The 23837-nt window shown below is 69.3% G+C and carries 18 protein-coding genes; 17 read left to right on the top strand and 1 reads right to left on the bottom strand.

The genetic code is table 11. The features are described 5' to 3' along the window. Positions 1-701 precede the first annotated feature (701 nt). The 14 genes from OV090_RS06635 to OV090_RS06570 all read left to right on the top strand — a co-directional run bounded on the left by OV090_RS06635 (position 702) and on the right by OV090_RS06570 (position 14600). A complete protein-coding gene (locus tag OV090_RS06635) occupies positions 702-2963 on the top strand; it encodes a phage tail sheath subtilisin-like domain-containing protein (protein ID WP_267702651.1) in 2262 nt (753 codons plus the stop codon). Positions 2964-3000: 37 nt separating this feature from the next. Further along, positions 3001-3504: a phage tail protein gene (locus OV090_RS06630; protein WP_267702650.1), complete on the top strand. Its 504-nt coding sequence runs from the start codon at positions 3001-3003 to the stop codon at positions 3502-3504. A 101-nt stretch (positions 3505-3605) separates the two neighbouring features. Then, on the top strand, positions 3606-4394 hold the full coding sequence (locus OV090_RS06625; protein WP_267702649.1) for a hypothetical protein: 789 nt from the start codon (positions 3606-3608) through the stop codon (positions 4392-4394). Further along, complete coding sequence (locus tag OV090_RS06620) at positions 4391-5248, top strand: hypothetical protein (protein WP_267702648.1); 858 nt, start codon at positions 4391-4393, stop codon at positions 5246-5248. Before OV090_RS06625 ends, OV090_RS06620 begins: the two co-directional genes overlap by 4 nt. A 15-nt stretch (positions 5249-5263) precedes the next feature. Beyond that, positions 5264-6583, top strand: a complete 1320-nt coding sequence (locus tag OV090_RS06615) for a DUF4255 domain-containing protein (RefSeq protein WP_267702647.1) — start codon at positions 5264-5266, stop codon at positions 6581-6583. Next, positions 6580-8610: an ATP-binding protein gene (locus OV090_RS50525; protein ID WP_267702646.1), complete on the top strand. Its 2031-nt coding sequence runs from the start codon at positions 6580-6582 to the stop codon at positions 8608-8610. Before OV090_RS06615 ends, OV090_RS50525 begins: the two co-directional genes overlap by 4 nt. Next, positions 8603-8839 carry a hypothetical protein gene (locus OV090_RS06605; RefSeq protein WP_267702645.1) on the top strand — a complete coding sequence of 79 codons (237 nt, stop codon included), beginning with the start codon at positions 8603-8605 and terminating at the stop codon, positions 8837-8839. Before OV090_RS50525 ends, OV090_RS06605 begins: the two co-directional genes overlap by 8 nt. 2 nt (positions 8840-8841) lie before the next feature. Next, the gene (locus tag OV090_RS06600) at positions 8842-9531 is read left to right on the top strand and encodes a hypothetical protein (protein ID WP_267702644.1); all 690 of its coding nucleotides are present in this window, start codon (positions 8842-8844) and stop codon (positions 9529-9531) included. Then, positions 9524-9796: a hypothetical protein gene (locus OV090_RS06595; RefSeq protein ID WP_267702643.1), complete on the top strand. Its 273-nt coding sequence runs from the start codon at positions 9524-9526 to the stop codon at positions 9794-9796. The genes OV090_RS06600 and OV090_RS06595 overlap by 8 nt, the downstream gene beginning before the upstream one ends. A 1-nt stretch (position 9797) precedes the next feature. Continuing rightward, entirely contained in the window at positions 9798-10916 is a 1119-nt protein-coding gene (locus tag OV090_RS06590; protein WP_267702642.1) for a hypothetical protein, read from the top strand. A gap of 1 nt (position 10917) precedes the next feature. Next, a complete protein-coding gene (locus OV090_RS06585) occupies positions 10918-11454 on the top strand; it encodes a phage baseplate assembly protein V (RefSeq protein WP_267702641.1) in 537 nt (178 codons plus the stop codon). A gap of 18 nt (positions 11455-11472) precedes the next feature. Next, entirely contained in the window at positions 11473-11793 is a 321-nt protein-coding gene (locus tag OV090_RS06580; RefSeq protein WP_267702640.1) for a hypothetical protein, read from the top strand. A gap of 12 nt (positions 11794-11805) precedes the next feature. Further along, positions 11806-12180 (top strand): GPW/gp25 family protein, encoded by a 375-nt coding sequence (locus OV090_RS06575; RefSeq protein WP_267702639.1) that lies wholly within the window; start codon positions 11806-11808, stop codon positions 12178-12180. Next, positions 12180-14600 (top strand): hypothetical protein, encoded by a 2421-nt coding sequence (locus OV090_RS06570; RefSeq protein ID WP_267702637.1) that lies wholly within the window; start codon positions 12180-12182, stop codon positions 14598-14600. The genes OV090_RS06575 and OV090_RS06570 overlap by 1 nt, the downstream gene beginning before the upstream one ends. 14 nt (positions 14601-14614) lie before the next feature. On the opposite strand, the gene OV090_RS06565 is transcribed toward OV090_RS06570, so the two are convergent. Beyond that, complete coding sequence (locus OV090_RS06565) at positions 14615-15526, bottom strand: hypothetical protein (RefSeq protein WP_267702635.1); 912 nt, start codon at positions 15524-15526, stop codon at positions 14615-14617. Between the two features lie 66 nt (positions 15527-15592). On the opposite strand from OV090_RS06565, the gene OV090_RS06560 reads away from it, so the two are divergent. The 3 genes from OV090_RS06560 to OV090_RS06550 are packed head-to-tail and all read left to right on the top strand — an operon-like array spanning position 15593 to position 23832. After that, positions 15593-18115 carry a hypothetical protein gene (locus tag OV090_RS06560; RefSeq protein WP_267702634.1) on the top strand — a complete coding sequence of 841 codons (2523 nt, stop codon included), beginning with the start codon at positions 15593-15595 and terminating at the stop codon, positions 18113-18115. A gap of 15 nt (positions 18116-18130) precedes the next feature. Further along, complete coding sequence (locus OV090_RS06555; RefSeq protein ID WP_267702633.1) at positions 18131-20326, top strand: hypothetical protein; 2196 nt, start codon at positions 18131-18133, stop codon at positions 20324-20326. A 17-nt stretch (positions 20327-20343) separates the two neighbouring features. Continuing rightward, positions 20344-23832 (top strand): right-handed parallel beta-helix repeat-containing protein, encoded by a 3489-nt coding sequence (locus tag OV090_RS06550; RefSeq protein ID WP_267702632.1) that lies wholly within the window; start codon positions 20344-20346, stop codon positions 23830-23832. Positions 23833-23837 lie beyond the last annotated feature (5 nt).

Here is a 23837-nt window from a genome sequence, read left to right as displayed (position 1 = left end):
ACGATTCGCAGACGCGTCCGGCTGACCACGAATGGGGGCAGCAGCCTGCGTCGCCCGCGCAAAATTCCGCCGAGGGTCGACCGGGGGCCGTTCCGCGGTAAACCCGATGCGCTTACAAGGACTGTGAATACCGCGTGTCCGACGATGGAAGGGGTGGCGGACATTTGACCGCGAGGACGTCCGCGCTCATTGCGGCCGGCCGCCCCGCCCGAGTCCCCACCAGAACCCGGTTGTAAGACCGTTTTGGGCCAATCGGCGCTCCGTCAGGCGGCCCGCGGTCCGCGCGGTGACGAGGAGATCTCGCCCGGTGTCCGCTCCAGATCCGTGCGCCCAATCACCGAACTTGAGCACCTCGGCCCGGTTCCGCGCGCTGCGACGCCGCGTCCGTCGGCCTCGCGGCGCGGTCTCGCGTCGCTCGCGCAATGGTCGGCAGCCCTCATTGCGATGCTTCGCCGTCGGTGTTGTCTAGTTGCGCGCCTCGCCGCGGCGCCGATCGTCGCCTCCTTATACGCCGACTCGAGCGGCGCGGCGGTCCGGGAGCGCGCAATGTCATGACATCGCGCCGCACGGTTCGGTCCGGCGGCCGCGCGGCCGATCGCGGTGCGCACAATCGCCGCTTGCTCGCGGGAACCACGGCTTCTAGTTTGCCGTTGCATCGTCGGCAAAACCACGCAGTGCGTGAAAAGGGAGGGTGAGGATTCATGGTTGCATTGACGTATCCTGGTGTATACATTCAAGAGGTCCCCTCGGGTGTACGCACGATCACGGGGGTCTCGACCTCCACCGCGCTGTTCGTCGGTCGCACCGAGCGCGGCGTGATGAACAAGCCGACGCGAGTGTTCAACTTCACTGAGTTCCAGCGCAACTTCGGCGCCGGCACCGAGGAGAGCGAGCTCGCCACCGCGGTGCGCCTGTTCTTCACCAACGGCGGCACGGTGGCGATCATCACCCGGATCGCCGACGATACGGCCACCCCGGCCTCCGTCACGCTCGAGGATCTGGCGGGCAACAGCGTCCTCAAGGTCACCGCCCGCGAGGCCGGCCGCCGCGGCAGCGAATTGCGGGTGGCGATCGACTACGCGACGCAGAACCCGAGCGAGCTGTTCAACCTGACCGTGACCCGCGTGAATTCGACGAGCTTGCAGGAGTCGGAGACCGAGGTCCATTCGAACCTGAGCATGCGACCCGGTGATCCGCGGTTCGTCGACGACATCGTCGGCCAGAACTCGGCGCTCGTGACCACCGAGCGCGTACCCGTGGTACTGGGCAACGGGTTCTCGGTCGGCGCTCGCGTCGTCGACGGCACGAACTTGACCGATATCGATATCCCCGACGGCGCGGTCTTGACACTCGTCGTCGACGGCGGCAATCCGGCCAACGCGGTCTTCGACGCCGACACGGGCACCTTCGCCGGCCTCCCGGCAGGCATTTTGGTGACCGTCGTCCAAGCCGGTACCGGCAAGGCCCTGCTCAGGGTCACGTCGGCGGGCAGCGCCGTCCAGGTGATCCCGTCCGGCGGTGCCAACGACATCGCCACGTACATGCAGATGGGGGCGGCGCGCGGCGGTCTGGAGCAGTCTCCCTACGGCGCGCAGCGCCCGGCGCCGACGGGGCTGCACACGACGATCAGCCACGAGAACCTCGGCAGGCTCGCGGCCCTCGACCAGGAGAACTTCCAGATCGCCGACGCGATCGCCATCGAGGTGGACGGCACGACGCTCGAGGTTTTCAACCTCAACACGACCGGCACCGGCCGCTTCTACAAGGGCAACATCACCTCCCTCGACTCGCTGCTGAACGTGCAGGAGAAGCTGCATGCCCTCGCGGCGCAGTTCAACACGAAGGCCCAGGGCAAGGCCAACTTCCCCTGGCGGGCCCAGGTCCACGGCTACACGCTCGCGTTCTATCGCCTCACCGGCGGCGCCAACCTCGGGGCGGGCGTGACGGTGACCTCGACCGGCGCCGGACTGTTCGACAACTTCGGCTTTGCCGACTTCGGCAACGCCCGCTATTACAGCTTGGCGCCCGGCGGCGCCGGCGGCTTCCAGACTGACGGCACTGAGGGCTTCGACGGCGACCGTCCCACGCCGACCGACTACGACGAGGCCTACGAGCTCATCGATCGCGAGGTCGACATCTTCAACATCCTCGTCCTCCCGCGCGACGCCAAGGCCAGCGACGCCGACCGCAACGTGTTGTGGGGCCCGGCGAGCGCGTTCTGCCAGCGGCGGCGCGCCGTGCTGCTAGTCGACCCGCCGAGCAGCTGGGTCACCGCCGCCGACGTCACCGCCGGCATCGCCGGCCTGCGCGTGGGGCTCGTCAAGGATCACAGCATCCTCTACTGGTCGCGGCTACTCGCCCTCAACGAGTTCAACCTCGTCAAGCCCGTCGATCCGAGCGGCGCGATGGCCGGCGTCATCGCGCGTACCGACGCCCAGCGCGGCGTGTGGAAGGCGCCCGCCGGGCTGGAGGCCGACATCCGCGGGATCCTCGGCGTCGAGCGGCAGACCTCCGATCCGGAGAACGGCGACCTCAACCAGCAGGCGGCCAACAACATCCGCGTGTTCACGGGCGGCATCGTCAGCTGGGGCGCGCGGACGATGGACGGCTACGACAACTCGGGCAGCGAATACAAGTACGTCCCGGTCCGCCGGCTCGCCCTGTACCTCGCCGAGAGCCTGCGGCGCGGCCTGCAGTTCGCCGTGTTCGAGCCCAACGACGAGCCGTTGTGGGCCCAGATCCGCCTCGCCGCCGGCGCCTTCATGCACGGCCTGTTCCGCCAGGGCGCGTTCCAGGGCCAGAAGAAGTCCGACGCCTACTTCGTGAAGGTCGATGCCGAGACCACCACGCAGAACGACATCAACCTCGGCATCGTCAACGTGATCGTGGGCTTCGCGCCGCTGAAGCCGGCGGAGTTCGTGGTCGTCCAGCTCAAGCAGATCGCCGGGCAGATCCAGACCTGAGTGAGCGCAACCGACATTTCCGAGGAGAGTATCGACAATGCCACAATTCACCGTCAACGCTCACCGGTTCGACCCGTACAAGAACTTCAAGTTCAGGGTCAAGCGAGAGGACGGCACGGTCGTCGCGGGCGTCAGCAAGGTCTCGTCGCTCAAGCGGACCACCGAGGTCGTCAAGCACCGCGAGGGCGGCGACCCCAGCACCTCGCGCAAGTCGCCCGGGCGCACCGAGTTCGAGGCCATCACGCTCGAGCGCGGCGTCACCCACGACCGCGACTTCGAGAACTGGGCCAACCGGGTCCACAGCACCGAGGGCGACGGGGCCGTCTCGCTGCTCAACTTCCGCGAGAACCTCCGCATCGAGATGCTGAACCTGCAGGGCACGGTCGTCGCCGCCTACAACGTGTTCCGCTGCTGGGTCAGCTCGTACACGGCCCTGCCGGATCTCGACGCCAACGGCGACGCGGTCGCCATCCAGTCGATCGTGCTCGAGAACGAGGGCTGGGAGCGCGATACGGACGTCGTCGAGGTCCTGGAGACCTGATCGGCGTGGTCGCATGAAGCGCCCGGCCCTCGCGGCCGGGCGTGAGCGGGCAGGGGGCGCGCCACGCAGCGGCGCGCGACTATGGCGTGGGGAGGGCGATGATGTTGGAGCTGACATTGAAGCCAGGTCTGGCGAATGGACGGAGGGCGCGCCTGCGCGAGCTCTGCGGCCACGACGAGAGCCTCGTGCGCGGCACCTCGAGCGCAGTCGCCGTCGCCCTGCTCGACCGGCTGCTCGTCTCCGGCTCCGACGACGCCGTCCTGCCCGGCTCGGCCGGCGACCTGGCGATCTGCGACCGCGATCGCCTGCTCGCCGCCGTCTACCGCGCCGTCTTCGGCGATCGCATCGACACCCGCGCCAGCTGCGTCCATTGCAACCACCCGTTCGAGCTGGAGTTCTCGCTCGCCGCCCTGCAGGACAGCCTCGCGGGTGAGGACCTGGCCGAAGGGCCAGACAGCGCGGGGCACTACCGCCTGGCCGACGGGCGGGTGTTTCGCCTGCCGAGCTGGCGCGACGAGCAGGCCATCGCCGGCCTCGACCCTGCCGACGCCCGGCGCACCCTCGCGACCCGTTGCCTCGTCAGCGGCGATCCCGACGCCGATCCGGCGCCGCTGCTCGCCGCGCTCGAGCGGCAGGCGCCCGTCCTCGACCTCGAGCTCGACGCCCGCTGCCCCGATTGCGAGCGCGACGGCGTCGTTCACTTCGACCTGCAGTCCTTCCTGCTCGCCGCGCTCCAGCGCGAGGGTCAGTGGCTCGCCCGCGACGTGCATCGGATCGCCGTCGCCTATCACTGGTCGCACAAGGAGATCCTCGACCTCCCGCGCAGCCAGCGGCAGCTTTACGTCACGCTGATCGAGGCCGACATGGCCGCGCGCCGGAGGCCGGCATGACCGACTTCACCGGACGCCTGCAGCGGCGCACGGAGGGTGGGGGAGCGGTGATGTTGCCGCACCTCTTCGAGCGGCCGAGCGACCCGCGCCTCGGCCCCGCCTCGCCCATGGCCGACCTCGGCGACGACGGCGGCGACGATTCGCTTGCGACCTGGCCCGCCCCGGTCGTCCCGGCGAGCACGCCGCCGGCCTTCGCCTCCCCCCCGCCGGTGGTCGAGCGCCGCCTCGAGCGGATCGTGGAGCGCACCCGCGAGGTTCAACCAGCCGAGGCCCGGCCCGCCGGCAATCGTGAACCTGTCCGAACGGACATTCATACCACCGCAGCGACGAGCCCGATCGGCGCCCCGCAGGTCGTCCAGCCGCTCGCGCCCGCGTCGGCCCCGACCACTGCGCCGCCGGCCCCGGCCGTCCTGGCACCTGTCCCTCAGGACATGAATCACACGCGCGTGGCCGATCCGCCGCGCTCGCCCGCGCGGCGAATCGTCGCCCCCGCGCGGCCCGATGCGCCCAAGCTCGACCCCCGCCCGGCGAGCCTCACCGAGACCCGCGAGGTTCGCCCGCCTGCGCAACCGCAGCCGCGAGCCGCGATCGCGCCCGCGATCGCGGCGACCCAGCCGGTCGCGCGCCTCGAGCCGCGGCCGCGCGACCCGGGCCCGCTCGTCGCTGCCGCGCCCGAGCCTGTCACCCCGCGCGTGGTGATCGGCAGCCTGCACATCGAGGTCGTGCGCGCCCCGGCGCCCGCGCCGGCCCGGCGGGAATCACCCAAGCGCGAGCCTTCGCGGGCCGCCGCGCCCGCGCCTGCGCCCGCCGCTGGCGCCCGCCGGCGCACCATCTTCGGCCTGGGGCAGCTCTGATCGACGGAGATTATCATGGCACTCGAAGACCTGTCCCTCGTCACCGAGACGCTCATCACCCTGCTCACGACCCGGATCGGCTCGGCCACCGTCGTCCCGCAAGCGCCCGATCAGCTGCCGACATCCACCAAGAGTACGATCAGCGTCTATCTCTACCACGCCCGCGAGGACGCCCATTACAAGAACGCCGTCGCGCGCGACGGCTCCTCCAATCCGTTCCACACCCCGCTGGCTCTCAGCCTGTTCTACGTCGTCACCGCCCATCATTACGGCGATGACGACAAGCCGGAGCCGATGCGCGAGCAGAAGCTGCTGGGCTACGCGCTCAAGGCCCTGCACGACTACCCGATCGTCGACGACGACACCAAGATCGGCGCCGTCGACATCCTCGACGGTGGCCTGCGCGGCAGCGACAACGCCCTGCAGATCATCTATCGCCCGGTCGCGCCGGAGGAGTCGGCCACCTTCTGGAACGGCGACGATCAGCGGCTGATCCGCTTCTCGGCCTTCTACGAGGTCCGCGTCGTCCTGATGAAGCCGGAGCCGGTCACGCACATCCCCGGCTACGTGCTCTCGGTCGGCAACTACATCGTCCCGACCGGGGTGATGCACCTCGCCAGCTCGCACAGCGTCGTTCGCTTCACCCCGCCGGGCGGCGACCCGATCGCCCTGCCGGCCTCGCCCGCCCGCGTCGCGCTCGAGCTGCTCGGTCCGCCGAGCCCGGAGGTGCCCAACAATCACCTCGCCCTCCACGGCAGCCGCCTCGGCGGCGGTCGGCTGGTCCTGCGCAGCCCGCTGTTCGACCCTCCCAACAATCAGATCGTCGTCGATCCCGCGGTCAACTCCGCCTGGGACATTCACGTCACCTCGACCCGGATCACCGCGCGGATCCAGGCTAGCGTCAACGTCGACGGCGTCCCCAAGAAGATCCTGCCCGGCATCTACGGTGTCTCGGTCCAGGTCAGCAGCGATGTCGCCCTGCCGGGCGGCCTGAGCAAGACCGTCACCTCGCGCTCCAACGAGCTCGCCTTCGCGGTCACGCCGTTCGTCAAAGACAACGGACCGGTCGGAGCCATCGGCGTCGCGCTCCCCGTCGAGGTCGCCACGGGGACCAACCTGACGGATCCGGCGCTCGCCGGACAGATCGAGGTCTACGTCGACGGCATCGCCTACACGGAGGCGCCGGGGGGCGCTCCGAAGACCTTCGAGATCACCGACGGCCAGCACCTCGACCTCTATCTGCACTTCGACGACGGCGACGCCGGCAATCATCCCTTCCGTCTGATCGTCCGCGGCGCCGAGGCGCCGCCCTACTGGATCGAGGTGGCCGAGTGAACCGCCTCGCCACCGCAACGCGCGTTCCGGAGCCGGACGCGCCGCCCGTGCTCGACCTCGTGTGCGAGCGCGTGATCCTCCGCGTGCGTCGACGGCTCGCGTGGGTGCGTCACCTCGAGCACGAGGAGGCCGACCCGCTCGCGCGCCTCGGCCTCGACCTGCCCGCGCACGAGGCCCGCTTCTACGCCGCGAGCGACGAGCTCGCCGGTCTGCAGCGCCGCCTCGCCGCCGTCGAGGCCGAGCTCGACGCCTGCCTCCTCCAGGACGCGTGGGACAACCCCCTGCGGCACCTCGTCCTCGCGCTCGGCCTCGACTCAGGCGAGCTCGAGCTGCTGCAGACCTGCGTCGCCGTCGAGCGGACCCCCGCGCTGGCGGCAGCCCTGCAGCGGCTCACTGGCGTCCCGGGCGTCACCGAGGAGCTCGTGCGCCACCTGTTCGGCCGCTCCCTCGCGCCGCTGCTGCGGCCCCTCGGCGCGCTCCGCCACTGGCGCCTCGTCCACGAGCGCGACGCCGGGCCCGGGGTCCCCGCCGTGCTGCAGATCGATCCTCAGGTGACCGGCTGGCTGATCGGACAGGTCCCGGTCCCCTCCGAGCTCGCCGCAGTCGTCACTCGCCCCGTGCTCCGCGAGCCGCTCTCCAGCTGGCCCGTGCGCCAGGTCCTCGACGCCCTCGTCGACTCCCTCGACGCCGGCGTCTCCGTCCGCCTCGTCGTCGCCGGGCAGCCCGGCAGCGGCCGCCGCAGCTTCGCCGCCGCAGTGTTCCGCGCCCTCGAGTTCGCCAGCTTCCTCGTCGACGTCGCTGCTCTCGGCGACGCCGAGCTCGACGAGCGCTGCCGCCTCGTCGTCCGGCACGCTCGCGTCCTCAACGCCATCCCGATCTGGCACCTGCCCGCCGAGGCTCGCGCCCTGCCGGCAGCCGCCGCCGAGTTCGGCCTCGCCGCCGTCGTCTGCGCCGCGCACGACCGCCCTGCGCCGGTCGACGGTGTCGTCGACCTGCGCGTCGACCTGCCCGCGCCCGACCTCGCCGAGCGGGCCGCGCTGTGGCGGCGCCTCGTCCCGACCGCCAGGACATGGCCGGAAGAACATGTCCTTCAGGTCTCACGGCGTTACGCCCTCCCGGTCGGTGACCTCGCGGCCGTCGGCCTGCGCCGGCCGGCCAGCGTCGACGCCGCCGCCGAGCTGTGCCGCGAGCGTTCGCGCCACCGCCTGGGCGAGCTCGGCCACGTCCTGCGCTGCCCCTTCGACCTCGCCGACCTCGTCGTGCCGGCCAAGCTGCGCGACCACCTGGCCGAGTTCGTGTTCGAGGCCCGCGACCGTGCCGAGTTCTGGGAGCGGCCCGAGGCGCGCCGCCTGTACCCGCGCGGCACCGGCCTCGTCGCCCTCTTCACCGGTCCCGCCGGCACCGGCAAGACCATGGCCGCCCAGGTGCTCGCCGCCCAGCTCGGCCAGGACCTCGTGCGCATCGACCTCGCCACCATCGTCTCCAAGTACATCGGCGAGACCGCCAAGAACCTGCGGAAGATCTTCAGCGTCGCCGCCGGCATGAGCGCAGTCCTGCTGTTCGACGAGGCCGACGCCCTGTTCGCCCGCCGCACCGACGTCCGCGACTCCCACGATCGCCACGCCAACAGCGACACCAACTACCTCCTGCAGTTGCTCGAGGACTTCGCCGGCGTCGCCGTGTTGGCGAGCAACAAGAAGGCCAACATCGATCCTGCCTTCATCCGCCGGATCCGCCACGTCCTCGACTTCCCGCGCCCGGACGCCGCGGCGCGCCGGCAGATCTGGCAGCAGGTCCTGTCCGAGCTCGGCACAGACGTCTCGCCGGCCGCGCTCGACACCCTCGGCGGCGTCGACCTCTCGGGCGCCCAGATCAAGAACGCAGTGCTCGCCGCGACCTTCGTCGCCCGCAGCGAGAAGCGCCCGCTCGGCCTCGGCCACCTCGTCCGCGGCCTCGAGCGCGAGCTCGACAAGGACGGCCGCGCCCTCGAACGGCGCGACCGGGAGAGGTTGGTCGTGCATGTCTGAACCCCAGCTCCGGATCTGCAGCCTCAGCGTCCGCGTCCCGGGCGACGACCGCGGCGCCGGCGAGCGCCTGGCCGCCGGTCTTCACGAATCCCTGCAAGCTGTCCCGATCGCCAGGTCGCGTGAACTCGGCGCGGTGCGCCTCCGCGTCACCGTGCCGCACGACGCCGGCGAGGCCGAGACCCTCCGCGCAGTCCAGCGCGCCCTCATCCAGGCCCTGCATCAGGAGTGACCATGCCGACACCTCCCGGAAATCCCAGCTCTCCGCGGCTCCACCCGGGCGCGCTCATTCAGCTCAACCGCGACGTCGTCGGGGTCATCCCGCACATCACCCTGTTTCAATACAACCCCGAGACGATCACGCGCGGCTTTCAGGTCAACATGCCGGGCGACGGCAGCAACGGCCTCGAGGAGCGCAATCGTTACACCTTCCCGCCGACCGAGAGCTACTCGTTCAAGCTCGAGATCGACGCCACCGACGACCTCGAGAAGGGGCGGGCGCTCACCGAGCGGGTCGGCGTATCCGACCGGCTGGCCGCGCTCGAGCGGCTCGTCTACTCGCCCAAGGGCATCCTCGGCGACTTCGCCGACAGCTTCGTCTCGCTGTTCAACGGCGCCACCGACGACATCCCCTCGCGTCAGACCGTCCCGATCGTCCTGCTCGCGCTCGGCCGGCGGCGCGTCCTGCCGGTGTGGATCAGCTCGATGAGCGTCACCGAGACCCTGCACAACGCCGCGCTGATGCCGATCCACGCCGAGGTCCAGCTCGACTTCCAGGTCATCCAGCCGCACGAGCTGCGGGCCAAGCCGTACCCGGACATCGTCCTCGCGGTCGCGGCCTACAAGCTCAACGCCCTCGAGCGCGACACCCTCGCGCTCGCCCACCTCGCCACCGTCGTCAGTGATTTGAGGGACTATGTTTGATCGGACCAGTCGATATTACGGGGTGCCGACCGGCACCGTCACCGACCACCGCGGGCGCACCGTCCAGGTCGTGCTCGTCCCCGACGCGCCGAAGCTGCAGCTCCGCGGCGAGCACCTGCGGCGGCAGGGCCAGCGGCTCGACCACCTGGCCGGCTTCTACTTCGGCGACCCGCACGGCTACTGGAAGATCGCCGAATTGGCCGACGTCATGCACCCCGAGGCGTTGAGCGAGGCCCGCGCCATCCCGATCCCGATTGGAACCTGACATGGCACTCGACTGCATCCTCCTGATCGACAACGTCCCGGTGGTCGACCTGCTCGAGCTGGTCGACTCGGTGCGCGTCGAGCAGAGCCTCGGCGAGCCGGCGCGGTTCAGCGTGCGCCTCGTCGCCGAGCTCGACGAGCTGGTCCGCGACTATCCGTTGCTCGTCGACCCGCGCCTGCGGCCGGGCGCGGTGGTCAGCATCATCGTCGACGACGGCGTCGGTCAGCAGGCCTGCCTCGCGCGCGGCCCGATCGACCGCCACCAGATCCACATCGAGAGCGGCAACGTCGGCTCCTGGCTCGAGATCGGCGGCGGCGATCGCCGCATGGAGATGGCGCGCGCGCACCGGACCGTCGCCTGGTCCGGGCGCGACAGCGACATCGTCGGCACCATCCTCGCCGGCTACGGCCTCGTGCCCGACGTCGCCCAGACCACCCGCCTGCACTCCGACCTCAGCCAGACCCAGAACCAGAGCGGCAGCGACCTCGACTTCCTCAACCGGCTCGCGCGGCGCAACGGCTTTCACTTCTGGATCTCCTACCGCACCGCCGGCCTCGCCGTCGTCGAGGTCGGCAACTTCAAGCCCTCGCCGCCGCGCCCCGACGTCCCCGCCGCGCCCGCGGTCATCGACCCGTTCGGGCCCAGCCTCTCGATCAACGTCGGCGACCGCAGCGAGCAGACCATGCTCAGCCTCGACATCGACGTCGACTTCGATCGCCCCGTTTTGAGCAGCGGCCTGCGCGTGCTCGAGGGCGTCAACGAGGTGACCCCCGCCGTCGTCCCGACCCCGCCCAACCTGCCGCTCGGCGCCCGCCCGATCGCCTCCTTCGTCTCCGGCGTCATGCGCGAGGTCTTCTTGACCACCGCCGGCGACCCCAGCGAGCTGACCACCCGCGCCCAGGCCGCCCTGTCCGAGGCCGAATGGTTCGTCCAGGCGCGTGCGCGGACCACCCGCTTCGCCCTCGAAGGCCGCGTCCTCCAGCCGCACATGGTCGTCCCGATCAAGGGCCTCGGCCTGCGCTACCGCGGCGATTACTTCGTCACCGGCGTCTCGCACACCCTCGACGTCAACGGCCATTCCATGGACCTCACCCTCGCGCGTAACGCCCTCGGAGTCTGACATGCACGACGACCCGACCTCTCGCGACATGCTCGATCTGCTGCGGAACCGCTACTTCGGCAAGTACCGCGGCCTGGTCGCCGCGTCGACGCCGGACCCGACCTTGCGCGGGCGCGTGCAGGTGCAGGTGCCCGCGGTGCTCGGCACCGCGACCGTGTGGGCCATGCCGTGCGTCCCGTACGCCGGCAAGGACGTCGGCCTCCACATGCTGCCGCCCGCGGGCGCCGGCGTGTGGGTCGAGTTCGAGGCCGGCGATCCCTCGTACCCGATCTGGAGCGGCTGCTACTGGGCGCAGGGCGACATCGACCCGGCCGACGCCGTCCCGAGCGTCAAGTTCATCCGCACCGACCGCGTCTCGCTGCGGATCGACGACCTCAAGGGCGAGCTCGTCATCGACACCGGCGCCTCGAAGATCACCATCAACGCCCTCTCGATCAAGCTCGACTCGATCGAGATCAAGGCCAGCGCCAAGACCCGCAACATCTCCGTCGATCCCGCCCGTGTGTCCATCAACGATGGCACCCAGGAGATCTTCTAATCGTAGGAGGAGCGCAGCATGTCCGGCCCCGTCGTCACCATCCCGCCCTTCGGCGTATCCGACTCGTTCAACCAGCGGGTCATCGGCGTCATCACCACCAACACGCGGGTGAGCGGCGCCAAGGGCATGATGGGCACCGCCCGCGACCAATTGCTGTTCGGCGGCGGACCCTCGGTCTACGGCATCTGGACCGTGCCCAACACCCGCGTGTCGATCGGCGGCGTCCCGACCGTCGGCCGCTCGAGCCAGGGCCTCGCGCTCAAGCCGAGCGCGACCGGCCCCGTCGTCACCGGCCCGCTGCTCGTCAGCCAGGGCGACCGCAAGATCCGCAACACCTGAGGCTTTTATCCCATGGCCAAAAGTACAGCTCGCCTCAAGTTCCCGCTCGCCGTCGATCAGGGCCTCGGTCGCCTCCGCGAGGAGCCGAACCCCGACGCTTACATTCAGCAGTTGATCCGCCAGGTCATCCTCACCGGGCCCGGCGAGCGCGTCCACCGGCCCGACTTCGGCGGCGGCCTGCGGCGCCACGTCTTCGCCCTCAACAGCTTCGGCGGCGCCGCCCTGGCCGAGACCACCGTCTATCAGGCCCTCGACCGCTGGCTCGGCGCGCTGATCCGCGTCGAGAAGGTCGAGGCCACCCCGCGCGACGCCACCCTGGACGTCGCCATCACCTACGTCGTGCTCGCGCGCGGCACCCGTGAATATCTCAACGTCGAGGTCGCCTGATGTACGCCACACGCATTGCCGCCATCAAGACCTCCAATCCGCCGCTGACCGGCATCGACTTCGTCGAGGTCGAGCCGAGCCAGACCGTGCTGCGGGTCCACTTCCACCGCAACCCCGGCGACCTCGCCACGCCGTTCGCGGACAATGACCCGGCGCCGTCCGACATCACCATCGTCAGCACCACCGGAGGCGACGGCGTGCCGGTCGTCCGAGTCACCGAGGTCATCCTCGACGACACCGACGACGACCATCACGTCCTCGTGCTGGAGGTCGACAAGCCGGGCGACTTCTCGCGCTATCGCCTGACGATCGAGGACCCGCGGATCGACTACTTCTTCAAATCCAGCGAGTTCACCTTCAAGGCCAATTGCGCCGACACGCGCATCGACTGCAAGCCGGTCCTCGAGGCCTGCCAGCCCGGCGACCTGGTCGACTTCCCGGTCGACTACATGGCCCGCGACTTCCTCAGCCTGCGCGGCGCCCTCCTCGAGTTCGCCCGCCAGCGCTACCCGCAGTGGCGCGAGCTCGTCGAGGCCGACGTCGGCGTCATGCTGCTCGAGCTGTTCGCCGCGCTCGGCGACGAGCTCTCGTACACCCAGGACCGCATGGCCCGCGAGGCCTTCCTCGAGACCGCGACCCAGCGCCGCAGCGTCCGCCGCCTCGCTCGCCTCGTCGACTACGACATCCACGACGGCCGCTCGGGCAGCGCCTTCCTCGACGTGCAGGTCAAGGACACCGAGTTGTTCCCGTTCCACCTCGACGCCGGCTCCCGCGTGTGGGCGGGCGGCGACGACGGCGCCGTCATCACCTTCGAGCTCGGCGAGGGCCTCGCCGACTTCCTGGGTCACAAGAAATACTCGGTGCGCACGCAGTGGAACGCGCTCGCGGCCTATGCCTTCGATCCCGACGCCGCCGAACTGCCGGCCGGTGCCACCGAGGTGTACCTCGTCAACGAGGGCCCGCTCGTCGATCCGGCGAGCGACTGGGACGGCAAGTGGATCATCCTGCACCGCGACCCCGTCGCTCCTGGCGAGCCGGCGCGGCGGCACCTTGTGCGCGTCATGAAGGCGACCCCCGTCACCGACACGCTGATGGGCATCGACCTCTTGCACCTGACTTGGGAGCCCGAGTACGCCCTCCCGTGGTGCCTCAAGCTCGACGAGTACACTACCGCCCACGGCAACATCGTGCCGGCCACCGCCGGCGAGCGCTTCGCCGAGCAGTTCGTCATCCGCGACCCGTCACTGGGTTACCCGCTCGCGGTCGAGCGCGAGAGCGCGTTGCGCCTCGAGACCGGCGAGCGCGGCGTCACCTTCCTGTATAGTCTCCTGTCCACCGAGACAGCCGGCCTCGGGCGGCTCGGCAAGGACTTGCGGCAGACCGTGCCGGAGGTCGCGCTGGAGTCGATCTTGAATCGGTGGTCATGGCGGCGGACCCTGCTGTCGTCGCTGCCGCTCGACCAGCACTTCACCCTCGACGACGGCATCTGGCGCCGCGTCATCGGCTTCCAGCGCGCCACCGTCGACAAGGACTTCGTGCATTTCGACTACGCCAGCGGTGACGGTGTCACCATTCGTTTCGGCGACGGCGAATTCGGCACGAGCCCTCCCGACGGCCTGCGCTTCCGCTGCTGGTACCGCACCGGCCCCGGCTCGGCCAGCAATGTCGGCGCCGGCGCGATCCGCCTGCTCGCGCGGCCCGGCAGCAACGAGGTCAGCACGCTCCCTGCGGGGCGGATCGCCAGCATCTCGAACCCGCTACCGGTGAGCGACGGCGTCGACCCCGAGTCGCTCGACGACATCCGCCAGCTCGCGCCCGAGGAGTTCCGCGCAGTCACCCACCGCGCGGTCAAGCCCGAGGACTATTGTGAGATCGCCAGGCGCCTCGACTGGGTTCAGGTCGCCGGCGTGCGCCAGCGGTGGACCGGCAGCTGGCCGACCACCTTCGTCACGCCCGACCCGGTCGGCGCCTACGCCCTCACCGACGAGCAGCGCGACGAGCTCGACGGCCTCATGCACTGCGTCCGCCAGGCCGGCCGCGACGTGTTCGTCCGCGACCCTCGCTTCCGCGCCATCGACCTCGAGGTCCAGATCTGCGTCAAGCCCGGCCACATCCCCAGCACAGTGCGCGACGCGGTGCTCCGCCGCCTCCGCGGCGACGGCGTAACCCCCGGCTACTTCGCCCCCGACACCTTCACCTTCGGCGCCCCGCTGCAGCGCCTCACCATCGAGGCGGTGGTCGGCGCCGTGCCCGGCGTCCTCGCCGTCAAGGACATCCGGATCGGCGCACGCGCCGTCCACCACATGCGCCCGATGGAGGACCTGTACGTCGTCCCCGACGACCAGATCCTCCGCCTGGCCAGCGACCCCCGCACACCCGAGCGCGGCTCGATCCGCGTGATCACGGAGGGCGGGGTATGAGGGGGGCTAGCTGCTCAGTTCGAGTCGGTGCAGCAGCACTTGATGGCCGGATTTACCCAATCTTGGGGGTCGTCGCAAGCTTCATTCGACCCGAGAGCACTCTCGTCATTCATACACAGAATCGGATCGCCGTAAAAGAAGACGGTCTTGCCGTCACACTGAGCCTCTGCGCAAGTCTCGCCGAGACTCTGGCAGATTTGAGAGCAAGTGACGAACCCAGAGTCGAAAGTGAAGCATTCGCTCCAGGTTGGGCTGCACCCACCTTCCTGACAACCCATCGATGTGCATGCATGGCCGCACATCCCGCAGTTCGCTCCGTCGTTAGCAAGGTCCGTGCACGCGCCGTCGCAAGCCGAGCCGCCCGCGCACTGCAAGCCGATCCCGATGGATTTGGTGGTGCTGTTTGCCGCCTGATCGAAGAAGCGAGCGCTGAAGCTCCGGCTCTCCATCATGTTCTCGAAGTGGATGGGGACGGCCTGATGAATCTGCGCCCAGGACAGCGTGATCGAGTACGTGCCCGGCTGTCCAGCGGCGACGAAGGGCCCGAAATCGACGGCGCCATTGGCATCCAGAAGGCTGCCCCCGATGATGTCGTCCACGCCGTCGGGGTCGGTCAGGATCGCCGTGAAGGTGACGGACTCGCCCTCGGTAATCTGAGTGACATTCGTGCTGAGCGTGAGAAAGACCGGCGCATTCTCTCCCGTGGAGGTCGTGCCCGCGGACGGCTCACTCGTCGCGTCGTTCGTGGGATCCGTGTCCGAGCTCGCGCTGGTACTCGTGCCTTCGCTCATGGTGAGCGTCGCCGGTCCGTCGGTCACCGGCGCCGTGGTCGGAGTGCCGGTGTTGGTGGCCGTTTGCGGGCCTTCGTTATCACCGCATGCCGCCGCGAGAGCCAGGATGAGCGCGATGTCGTGCCGGACCTTCATGGCCCGATCCTGCCACAGCCCTGACCCGCGCGCAACCGACCACCCGACCGCTTGAAGAGGACATCCATGCCCAAACTTTTCACCTGTGCTCCCTGCTTGATGACTTCGACGTCGGGGAATGCCACCTTCGAGGTGAGCCCGCTGGACCCCACGCCGGGCCTCAGGTTCGTCCTCCTCCGTCACGCCCTCGGTACGAGCATCCCGGTGCAGGAGGTCGATGGCGTTCAGCCCTTGGCGACCTGGAAGCCGCACTCCGATTTGAGCTCGATGCTGTTCGAGCTCTGGGCATATGTCGGGGACGTGGTCGGTCTCTACAATGGCGTGATCATGGCGGAGATGACCGTCCGGACGGCGAGGCATCGCCGCTCTCTGCGAGGACTGTCGGGCCTGCTGGGATACCGAGCGCGGCCGAGCGTGGGTTCGGTGACTGAGATCGCGGCTTTGGCTGATCGTGCTCAAACTCTTGGTGCCGTCGCTTTCCGAGCGTCCACACCCACCCAGGTGTTCGAATCGCAGGGCGCACGGGTCTCGGGGAAGACGAGCGAGTTCACCTTGAGCTCCGTGGTCCAAGCGGCCGGCGGCGGATTGGACGAAGCTCGTCTGCTTTTGGATCCTGCCACGGCCAGTGCGGTGCGGGGGCGCCCGGTCATGATCCTCTGGCTCGATGTGATCATTAGGCAGCACGCTACTGAGATTGTGAGCGTGTCGTCTATCAAGGCTGTCGACGCCCGCGAGTATGTCGAGATCAAGGTGGCCAAGCCGGCGACGGAGATCTCTGACGCGACCGAGTACAGGAATGTGATCCTTGCTAGCCCTTCACAGCGGGCCTACCTCAGGACCGGTCTGCTCGAGTCTGCGAGCGCGACCCCGATCTCGAATGCTACGTCCTTGAACGACGAAACGCTGAATGATCTTAATAAGGATTTTTCGTTTTCGAATGGCGGCCAGGAGGAAGGATTCGAATATGAGATCTCGGCTCAAGATTATACGGCTGATGATAGAAAGCAGAGCTTCGTCGAGCTCGACAGCGTCTATCGATCCATCTTTGTGGGCGATTATGTGATCGTTCAGTATAATTCATATTTTTCGGCCCATCGGGTTACCCTGACCGAAGAAATTCAGCTGAAACTCAAAGACTCTGGTACTCCGGATGTATACCTCCCGATTACCCGCCTGCGGGTGAATCCGGCTATCGACACGGCCAAGGTTCTTGATAGTAGGCCGGGGTCCGTCATCATCCACTACAACATGCACGACGTCGGCCGCATCATGCGGCTCGCGCACACCGAGCTCACGCCCGAGGTCGTCCTGAACACGCCTCTCCCGCTCGAGGGCATCCACGACAAGCCGGCCAACCCCCCGACGCGCTTCATCCTCGAGGACGCCGACGGTCGGGGTGTCCTCGTCAACGGCAAGCTCGACGTCCAGCCGAACGGCAGCGCCACCCTGACCATCAGCGGTCCGAAGTGGGACGGCGGCTTGCGCGTCCCGGTCAAGGCTTACGGCAACGTCCTCGACATCTCGCGCGGCGAGACCGTGCAGGACGAGGTCCTGGGCGACGGCGACCCGACTCTGGCGCACCAGTCTTTTAAACTCGCCAAGTCGCCGCTGACCTACTTCTCGCGGCCCGGCGCGGCGAGCGGCGTCGTCAGCACCCTCGAGATCCGCGTCGACGGCATCTTGTGGCACGAGCGGCCCAGCTTCTACGGCGCCGGCCCCAACGACCCCATTTATATCGTCCGCCACGACGACGACCAGAACACCTTCGTCACCTTCGGCGACGGCGTCCGCGGCCTCCGGCTGACGACCGGCCGCGGCAACGTGCGCGCGAATTACCGCCACGGCGCCGGCGCCGAGGCGCCCCCGGCGGGTGCCATCAATCAGATCATCAAAAACGTCCCCGGCCTGTTGCGCGTGCGCAGCCCGATCGTCGCGCGCGGGGGCGGCGACGCCGAGACCAGCAAGGACATCCGCAAGCACGCGCCTGCCTCCGCGCTCGTGCTCGGGCGCTGCGTCTCGCTGGCCGACTTCGCCGCGCGCACTGCCATGACCGCCGGCGTGCGCAACTGCAAGGTCGAGTACGCCTGGGACGAGCCGTCGCAGACCGCGGGCGTCAAGGTCTGGTACATCCCGAACGACCCCGGCGTCGATCTCACCGAGCAGATCGTCGCGGACCTCCAGGCCATGTCGGAGCCCGGCACGCCGATCCGCGCCGAGGTCGCCAAGCCGCGGCAGAGATTCCTGTTCTTGAACCTCGAGATCGAGCGCGACCGCGTGCCCGCCGACGTCGAGACGGCCGTGCGCGCCGCGCTGCTCGACCCCGAGAAGGGCCCGCTCGCCATCGAGAACACCCCGATCGGCGGCCCCCTGTCGCGCAGCCTCATCGTCGGCACCGCCAAGTCGATCGCCGGCGTCCTCGACGTCACCTCGATGTACTTCGCCTTCGATCACCCCCCGGTCCCGTTCCCGACGCCGGGCCTCGCGCTGGACCCGGGGCAGTACCTCGACCTCGGCGACTTCGACGCAGTCCGCCTCGTGGTCAGCGCCTACCACGCCGAATCGCGCGGCTGCCGCGACCTCGTCTCCTGACCGAAAGGACATCTCATGGCCGCCAACGACCAATTCGCCCGATACTTCACGGAGAAGCTGTGGGACTGGATCCCCGGCGTCTACCGCGAGCTCGACGCCGCCGCGCCCAACCAGCATGTCCTTCGCGCCCTGATCCAGGCGGTCGCCGAGCAGGCCGCGGTCGCCCGCCGCAGCATCGATCGCCTGTGGGAGGACCAGAGCATCGAGTATTGCGACGACTGGGTCGTCCCGTACATCGGTGACCTCGTCGCCACCCGGCTCGTGCCCGCGCTCAACGCCCGCGCGCGGCGGGTCGATGTCGCTCGCACCATTTACTATCGCCGACGGGCCGGCACAGTCACCGTCCTCGAGCGGCTGATCCTCGACATGGCCGGCTGGGACGGCGCAGTCGTCGAGGCCTTCCGCCGCCTCGGCCGCACCCACCACGGCCTCGACCCGCAGCCGTACCCCGTCGGTCGCCTCACCGCCACCCCGGTCGGCGGGATCGCCGACCTTCGCCGTCAGCGGGGCGTCGAGCTGGCCCACGGGACATTCGACGAATTGTCGCACACCGCCGATCTCTGGCAGCACCGCGGCCACGCCGGGCGCTACGCGATCCCCAAGCTCAACCATCACCTCTACCGCATGCAGGCCTATCGGGTCGACGCGCCGACCCCGTTCGAGCTCACCACCCGGCGCTACACCTTCGATCCGTCGGGGCGCGACATCCCGCTGTTTCGGCCGTCCTACCGGCCCGAGGACGGCTGCCGCCGGCGCCTCGAGGAGGATGTGAGCGCGCCGATCCGCTGCCGCCTGCTCGGTCACGCCGAGTACGAGATCACCGACGCTGTCCTCGAGGCCATGGTGGGCGTGCTGCTGCCCGCCTCGCGGACCGAGCTGCGCGACTGGATCGGCGTCCGCTTCCGCGACGAGTATCGCCTGCGCGCCACGCTGAACTCGCTCGCGAACGGCGCCGACTTCACGGATCCCGACAAGCTGCACCGGCTGCTCGCCGCGGCGCTGACCGAGGATTCGGCCAAGGCCGCGCTGGTCCGCGACGCGCGGGCCTTCAAGATCACCCGCCTCGACGACACCGACGACGTGCAGATCGCCCCGGAGCGCACCCTCGCCGGCGACCTCGGGAATTGGGGCACCGGCCTCAGCGTCGCCATCGGCAAGCAGCTCATGGTCGATCCCGTGCGCGGCCGCTACTGGTTCCCCGAAGCGGCGTTTCCAGCCGGCACCAAGGTCGCCCACTATTATTACGGCTTCTCCGGCGACCTCGGTGCCGGCACCTACGACCGCCGCGCCACCGTCCTCACCAACTCCGACGGATTCTTCAACGACGGCAACTTCGACCCGCCGGTCACCTGGGCCAATGTCTACACCTTCGACGACAGCAAGACCTACCTGGTCGACGACGTCGCCGACTTCACCGACCTGACGCTGCAGGCGGCCTCGCAGCGGCGCCCCTACCTGCGCCGGGCCACCACGGAGAACACCGACTGGAAGTTCACCGCCGACGGCACCGACGCCGAGCTCACCCTCGACGGCCTGTGGTACGGCGGCGGCAGGCTGGTGCTCGCCGGTGACTACGCGCGCGTCACCATTCGCCACTGCACCCTCGACCCCGGGGGTGTCCGGGCCGACAGCATTCCCCTGGTCCCGGCCGACATCTTCGTCCAGGGCACCATCGACGAGCTCGTGATCGAGAGCTCGATCGTCGCCGGCATCACCCTCGGCGTCGCCGGGGCCGTGCATGCCCTGCGCATGCGCGACAGCATCGTCGCCTCGACGGCGGCGACCTCCCTGGTCCACCTGCCGCAGACCGAGCTGGAGTTCGCCCGCTGCACTCTGGCGATCGCTACCACGGGCCTGCGGATCGACGCCACCGAGCTGCTGGCGCAGAAGCCCGTCAAGGTCACCGACCACCAGCGCGGCTGCGTGCGCTACAGCGTGCTCGCCCCGGGGAGCGAGACCTCGCCGGTCTACCCGCCGCCCGGCGTCGCCGAGGTCTTCCCGCACTTCTTCGTGTCGACCCGCTTCGGCGACCCTGGCTTTTACGTCCTGTCCGAGAGCGCACCCGACTTCGTCGTCCGCGGCGCCGAGAGCGGCTCGGAGATCGGCGCCTACAGCCGGCTCCTGAACCCGCTGAAGCACGACAGCGTGCGCGCCAAGGTCCACGAATTCATGCCGATGGGACGGATCGCCGCCTTCATCCGCGAGAACTGACGCACCCGAGGATCGCCATGTCCGCCCACGACATCTCTCGCCATCTCTTCCAGGCCAGCAATCATTACACCGGCACCCGCATGCAGCAGGGCAGGGTGGTGCTCGACAGCGACTTCAACGAGGCGCGCATGCTGGACGAGGAGGACCAGCGCCACCTCGTCGTCGCGGTCGTCGGTCCGCACGGATCGCCCGACCGCGGCTTCAACGTCGAGAACGTCACCGTCGCCGGCTCGACCTGGAACTTCGGCATCGCCGACGGGACCTACTACCTCGGCGGATATCGCCACGAGATCAGCGGCGGGCAGAGTTTCCGCAGCCAGCGCGACTGGCGGCAGCTGCTGCGCGACGACGTGCGGGCGGTCCAGGTGCCGCCGGTGCCGAACCAGCCGCGCAACGACCTCGTGTACCTGCTCGGCTGGGAGCAGGGCGTCGGCGCGGTCGAAGATCAGGAGCTGGACGACCCGGCCATTGCGAAGCACGACACGGGCTATCGCACGCGCCGCATGCAGCGAGTGATGGTCCTCGCCAACGGCCCGGGCACGTGCAAGGAGGCGTTCGACGGCCTCGTCGATTCGCTCGTGGCGGGCGGTCACCGCTTCGATCGCGTCAACTTCGAACTCAAGTCGGGCGGGCGCATGGGCTCGCGTCGTAGCCCGGTCGAGCCGGCCGAGGACCTGTGCAAGCCCGAGGTGCTGCAAGGCCTCGCCGGCGCCGAGCACCAGGCGATCCGCGTCCAGCTGATCGCCCCAGACCGCTTCATCTGGGGCCTCGACAACGCCTCGACGATGTTTCGCTGCACCATGACGACCTCCGAGGTCGACGTCACCCTCACGTTGCCCACGGCGCTGCGCGACCTGGCCCACGCGCCGCGCGTCGGTCACATCCTCGAGCTCTTGCCGTGGGGCGCCGACCTGTCGAACGGCGAGCGCGTCGCCGACCACCCGGTCGCCAGCGACGTCGGCGGCGGCGTGCTGCTCCGCGTGCTCACGCCGTACGACCCGGGCACCCGCAAGATCACCGCCGCCGTCGCCCTCGAGCACAGCGCGCGCCTGACCAAAATCGTCGCGTGGTACCAGACGATGGCCACGCCGTACCTGTACGCGCGCGTGTGGGAGCCCGGCGACAACGACGTCGCCGGCCCGTTCGGCATCGGCATCACCTTGGACGAGCCCATCCGCTTGCGCGGCACCGACTACGAGATCGGCTTTACCGCCCTCGGCATCGTCGGCGACTATTGGATCCTCGGCGCACGGCCTGCGACCGCGCAGCCGATCGTGCCCTGGGATCTGCGCGACGGCGGGCCGCCCCACGGTCCGCGGCGGTTCTACAGCCCGCTCGCCGTCATTCGCTGGACGATGCATCCCACGCTCGGGCCTGTCCCCGCGGTCAGCTCGTGCCGCCGCACCTTTCGCCCGCTGACGCGCCTGCGCGGCTGCTGCACCGTGACCGTCGGCGACGGGAAGACCAGCTTCGGCGACTTCACCTCGATTCAGGCGGCCGTCGACGCCCTCCCGCGCGACGAGAAGGGCCGCGTCTGCATCCTCCCCGGCGAGTACCGCGAGCGCGTCGTGCTCACGGACCGCAGCGACCTCATCCTCGAGGGTTGTGGTGCCCGCACCATCCTCCGCACGCCGGAGGGCAACGACAGCACGCGCGCGCTGATCGAGGTCACGCTCGGCTCGCGGCTGACGATCCGCAAGCTCACGCTCGAGGCGTTCGGTCAGTTCGGCATCAGCCTCCTGGGCAACGGGGTGGCCAAGACGAGCGCAGTCCTCGAGGACCTGCGCGTCACCACCCGCCGCGACCCGAGCCTGCCCGCGCCCGATCCGTGGTGGAACCTCTGGCTGCCGGCCTCGGGCCCGGCCCCGTTCCCGGTGTCGACGATCGCCGCGCACCGGTTCTCCGATCTGACCATTCGTCGCTGCTACCTGGAGATGTTCGGCAACCTGAGCGCCGCGGCCAACGTCTTCCTCAGCTTCTGCGGCCGCTCGCGGGTGAGCGACTGCCAGATCCTCACGCCCTCCATCGACGGCGACGTCAGCAAGGCCTGGGGCGGGCTGCAGACCGGCGGCGGCGACGACGTGGTGATCGAGAACAACATCATCCGCGGCGGCCTCGGCCACGGCATCACCCTCGGGAGGGTGGTCACCGAATACATCCACCAGGATTACAAGACCGCCTTCGAGCCCAACGGGTGGTTCAGCATGGCTGACGATCCGGACTGCCCGAGCGTCACGAACGAGATCCCCGAAGCGGTCGACGAAGCGGAGGGGCCGGACACGACGCTCACGGCCAGCACCCAGGCCGACGTAGTGATCCGCGGCAACAGGATCGGCCAGATGGGCGCCTCGGGCATCTCCGTGCCGGGATTCTGGACTGACGAGCTCACCCTGAACGTCGAGGGGCAGCGGATGTTCCGCTCGCCGAACCTCGTCATCGAGGGCAACCTCATCGAGGCCAACTGCCGGCGCCCCTATCACGGCGTGCCCGGGCTCGGCTACGGAGAGCTGGTCGCCTTCGGCGGCGTGGTCCTGGCCGACACGGACAACCTGCGGATCCGCGACAACCGGATCGTGGGCAACGGGGTCGATCATCGCTACCCGATCTGCGGGATCTACGTCTTTCACGGCGAAGACCTGGCGATCGAGAACAACGAGGTCCGCGACAACGGCAAGCGGGTCGGCGGGGCCGCCTTCGCGGGCAATCGCGCAGGCATCGCCCTGCGCTTCGTGGGTCGCCTGGCGACCTCGTACGGGTTCGACAGCTACGAGACCGAACCCGACTCGCTGCGGCCGGCCGCGCGGGTCCGCGGCAACGTCGTCGATCAGCCGGCCGGGCGGGCGCTGGAGCTCTACGGGATCGGTCCGATGTTGATCGAGGGCAACGCCTTCAGCAGCGGCGGTCTCACCCACCCGGTGTCGTCCGAGCGCGCGCACTGCATCGAGCTCCACAACATCGGGCTGTCGGCCGAGATCGCGGTGTTGGGCTACGTGCCGGGCAACCTCGGCTACTTGCCCGCGCCGCCCTTGCCGATGGACGAGCCGCCGACGTCGGACGACACCGTCGACGGTCGGATCTTGTTCACCGGCAATCAGGTCCACTTCCGGCCGGTCGCCGGCGCCTCGGCCAACATCTACCGCGCGGTGAGCCTGCAGTCGTACGACGACGTCGCGGTGCTCGACAATCAGTTCGTCACGACCTTCCCCAACGGCGTCGGCAACATGATGTGCGACACCGTGGTCACCGCGTGGTCGACCCGCACCAATCACAACCGCTGGGAAGACCCGATCGGCGCCCTCCCCAATGGCTCCTTCCAGACCGACATCTCCGCCTCGACGCTCGGCGTCATGAACTTCACCAAGCTCAACGAGGCGTCGCGCTGCATCCACGTCCAGGTCAGCATGCTCACCGACCCGATCACCAACAACGGCGACGGGACCAACCTGACCTACACGGATTGCGACCCCGTGCCCGGCTTCGCGGCGCTGCTGGCCCCCACGCCCTGAGCGGA

It is taken from the genome of Nannocystis sp. RBIL2, assembly GCF_026626745.1.
Lineage (GTDB): Bacteria > Myxococcota_A > Polyangia > Nannocystales > Nannocystaceae > Nannocystis.
This window is presented reverse-complemented; position numbering and strand designations above follow the sequence as displayed.

Coding starts and splice junctions, on each gene's coding strand:
- OV090_RS06635 (WP_267702651.1), top strand. CDS start 702: ATGGTTGCATTGACGTATCCTGGTGTATACATTCAAGAGGTCCCCTCG.
- OV090_RS06630 (WP_267702650.1), top strand. CDS start 3,001: ATGCCACAATTCACCGTCAACGCTCACCGGTTCGACCCGTACAAGAAC.
- OV090_RS06625 (WP_267702649.1), top strand. CDS start 3,606: ATGTTGGAGCTGACATTGAAGCCAGGTCTGGCGAATGGACGGAGGGCG.
- OV090_RS06620 (WP_267702648.1), top strand. CDS start 4,391: ATGACCGACTTCACCGGACGCCTGCAGCGGCGCACGGAGGGTGGGGGA.
- OV090_RS06615 (WP_267702647.1), top strand. CDS start 5,264: ATGGCACTCGAAGACCTGTCCCTCGTCACCGAGACGCTCATCACCCTG.
- OV090_RS06605 (WP_267702645.1), top strand. CDS start 8,603: ATGTCTGAACCCCAGCTCCGGATCTGCAGCCTCAGCGTCCGCGTCCCG.
- OV090_RS06600 (WP_267702644.1), top strand. CDS start 8,842: ATGCCGACACCTCCCGGAAATCCCAGCTCTCCGCGGCTCCACCCGGGC.
- OV090_RS06595 (WP_267702643.1), top strand. CDS start 9,524: ATGTTTGATCGGACCAGTCGATATTACGGGGTGCCGACCGGCACCGTC.
- OV090_RS06590 (WP_267702642.1), top strand. CDS start 9,798: ATGGCACTCGACTGCATCCTCCTGATCGACAACGTCCCGGTGGTCGAC.
- OV090_RS06585 (WP_267702641.1), top strand. CDS start 10,918: ATGCACGACGACCCGACCTCTCGCGACATGCTCGATCTGCTGCGGAAC.
- OV090_RS06580 (WP_267702640.1), top strand. CDS start 11,473: ATGTCCGGCCCCGTCGTCACCATCCCGCCCTTCGGCGTATCCGACTCG.
- OV090_RS06575 (WP_267702639.1), top strand. CDS start 11,806: ATGGCCAAAAGTACAGCTCGCCTCAAGTTCCCGCTCGCCGTCGATCAG.
- OV090_RS06570 (WP_267702637.1), top strand. CDS start 12,180: ATGTACGCCACACGCATTGCCGCCATCAAGACCTCCAATCCGCCGCTG.
- OV090_RS06565 (WP_267702635.1), bottom strand. CDS start 15,526: ATGAAGGTCCGGCACGACATCGCGCTCATCCTGGCTCTCGCGGCGGCA.
- OV090_RS06560 (WP_267702634.1), top strand. CDS start 15,593: ATGCCCAAACTTTTCACCTGTGCTCCCTGCTTGATGACTTCGACGTCG.
- OV090_RS06555 (WP_267702633.1), top strand. CDS start 18,131: ATGGCCGCCAACGACCAATTCGCCCGATACTTCACGGAGAAGCTGTGG.
- OV090_RS06550 (WP_267702632.1), top strand. CDS start 20,344: ATGTCCGCCCACGACATCTCTCGCCATCTCTTCCAGGCCAGCAATCAT.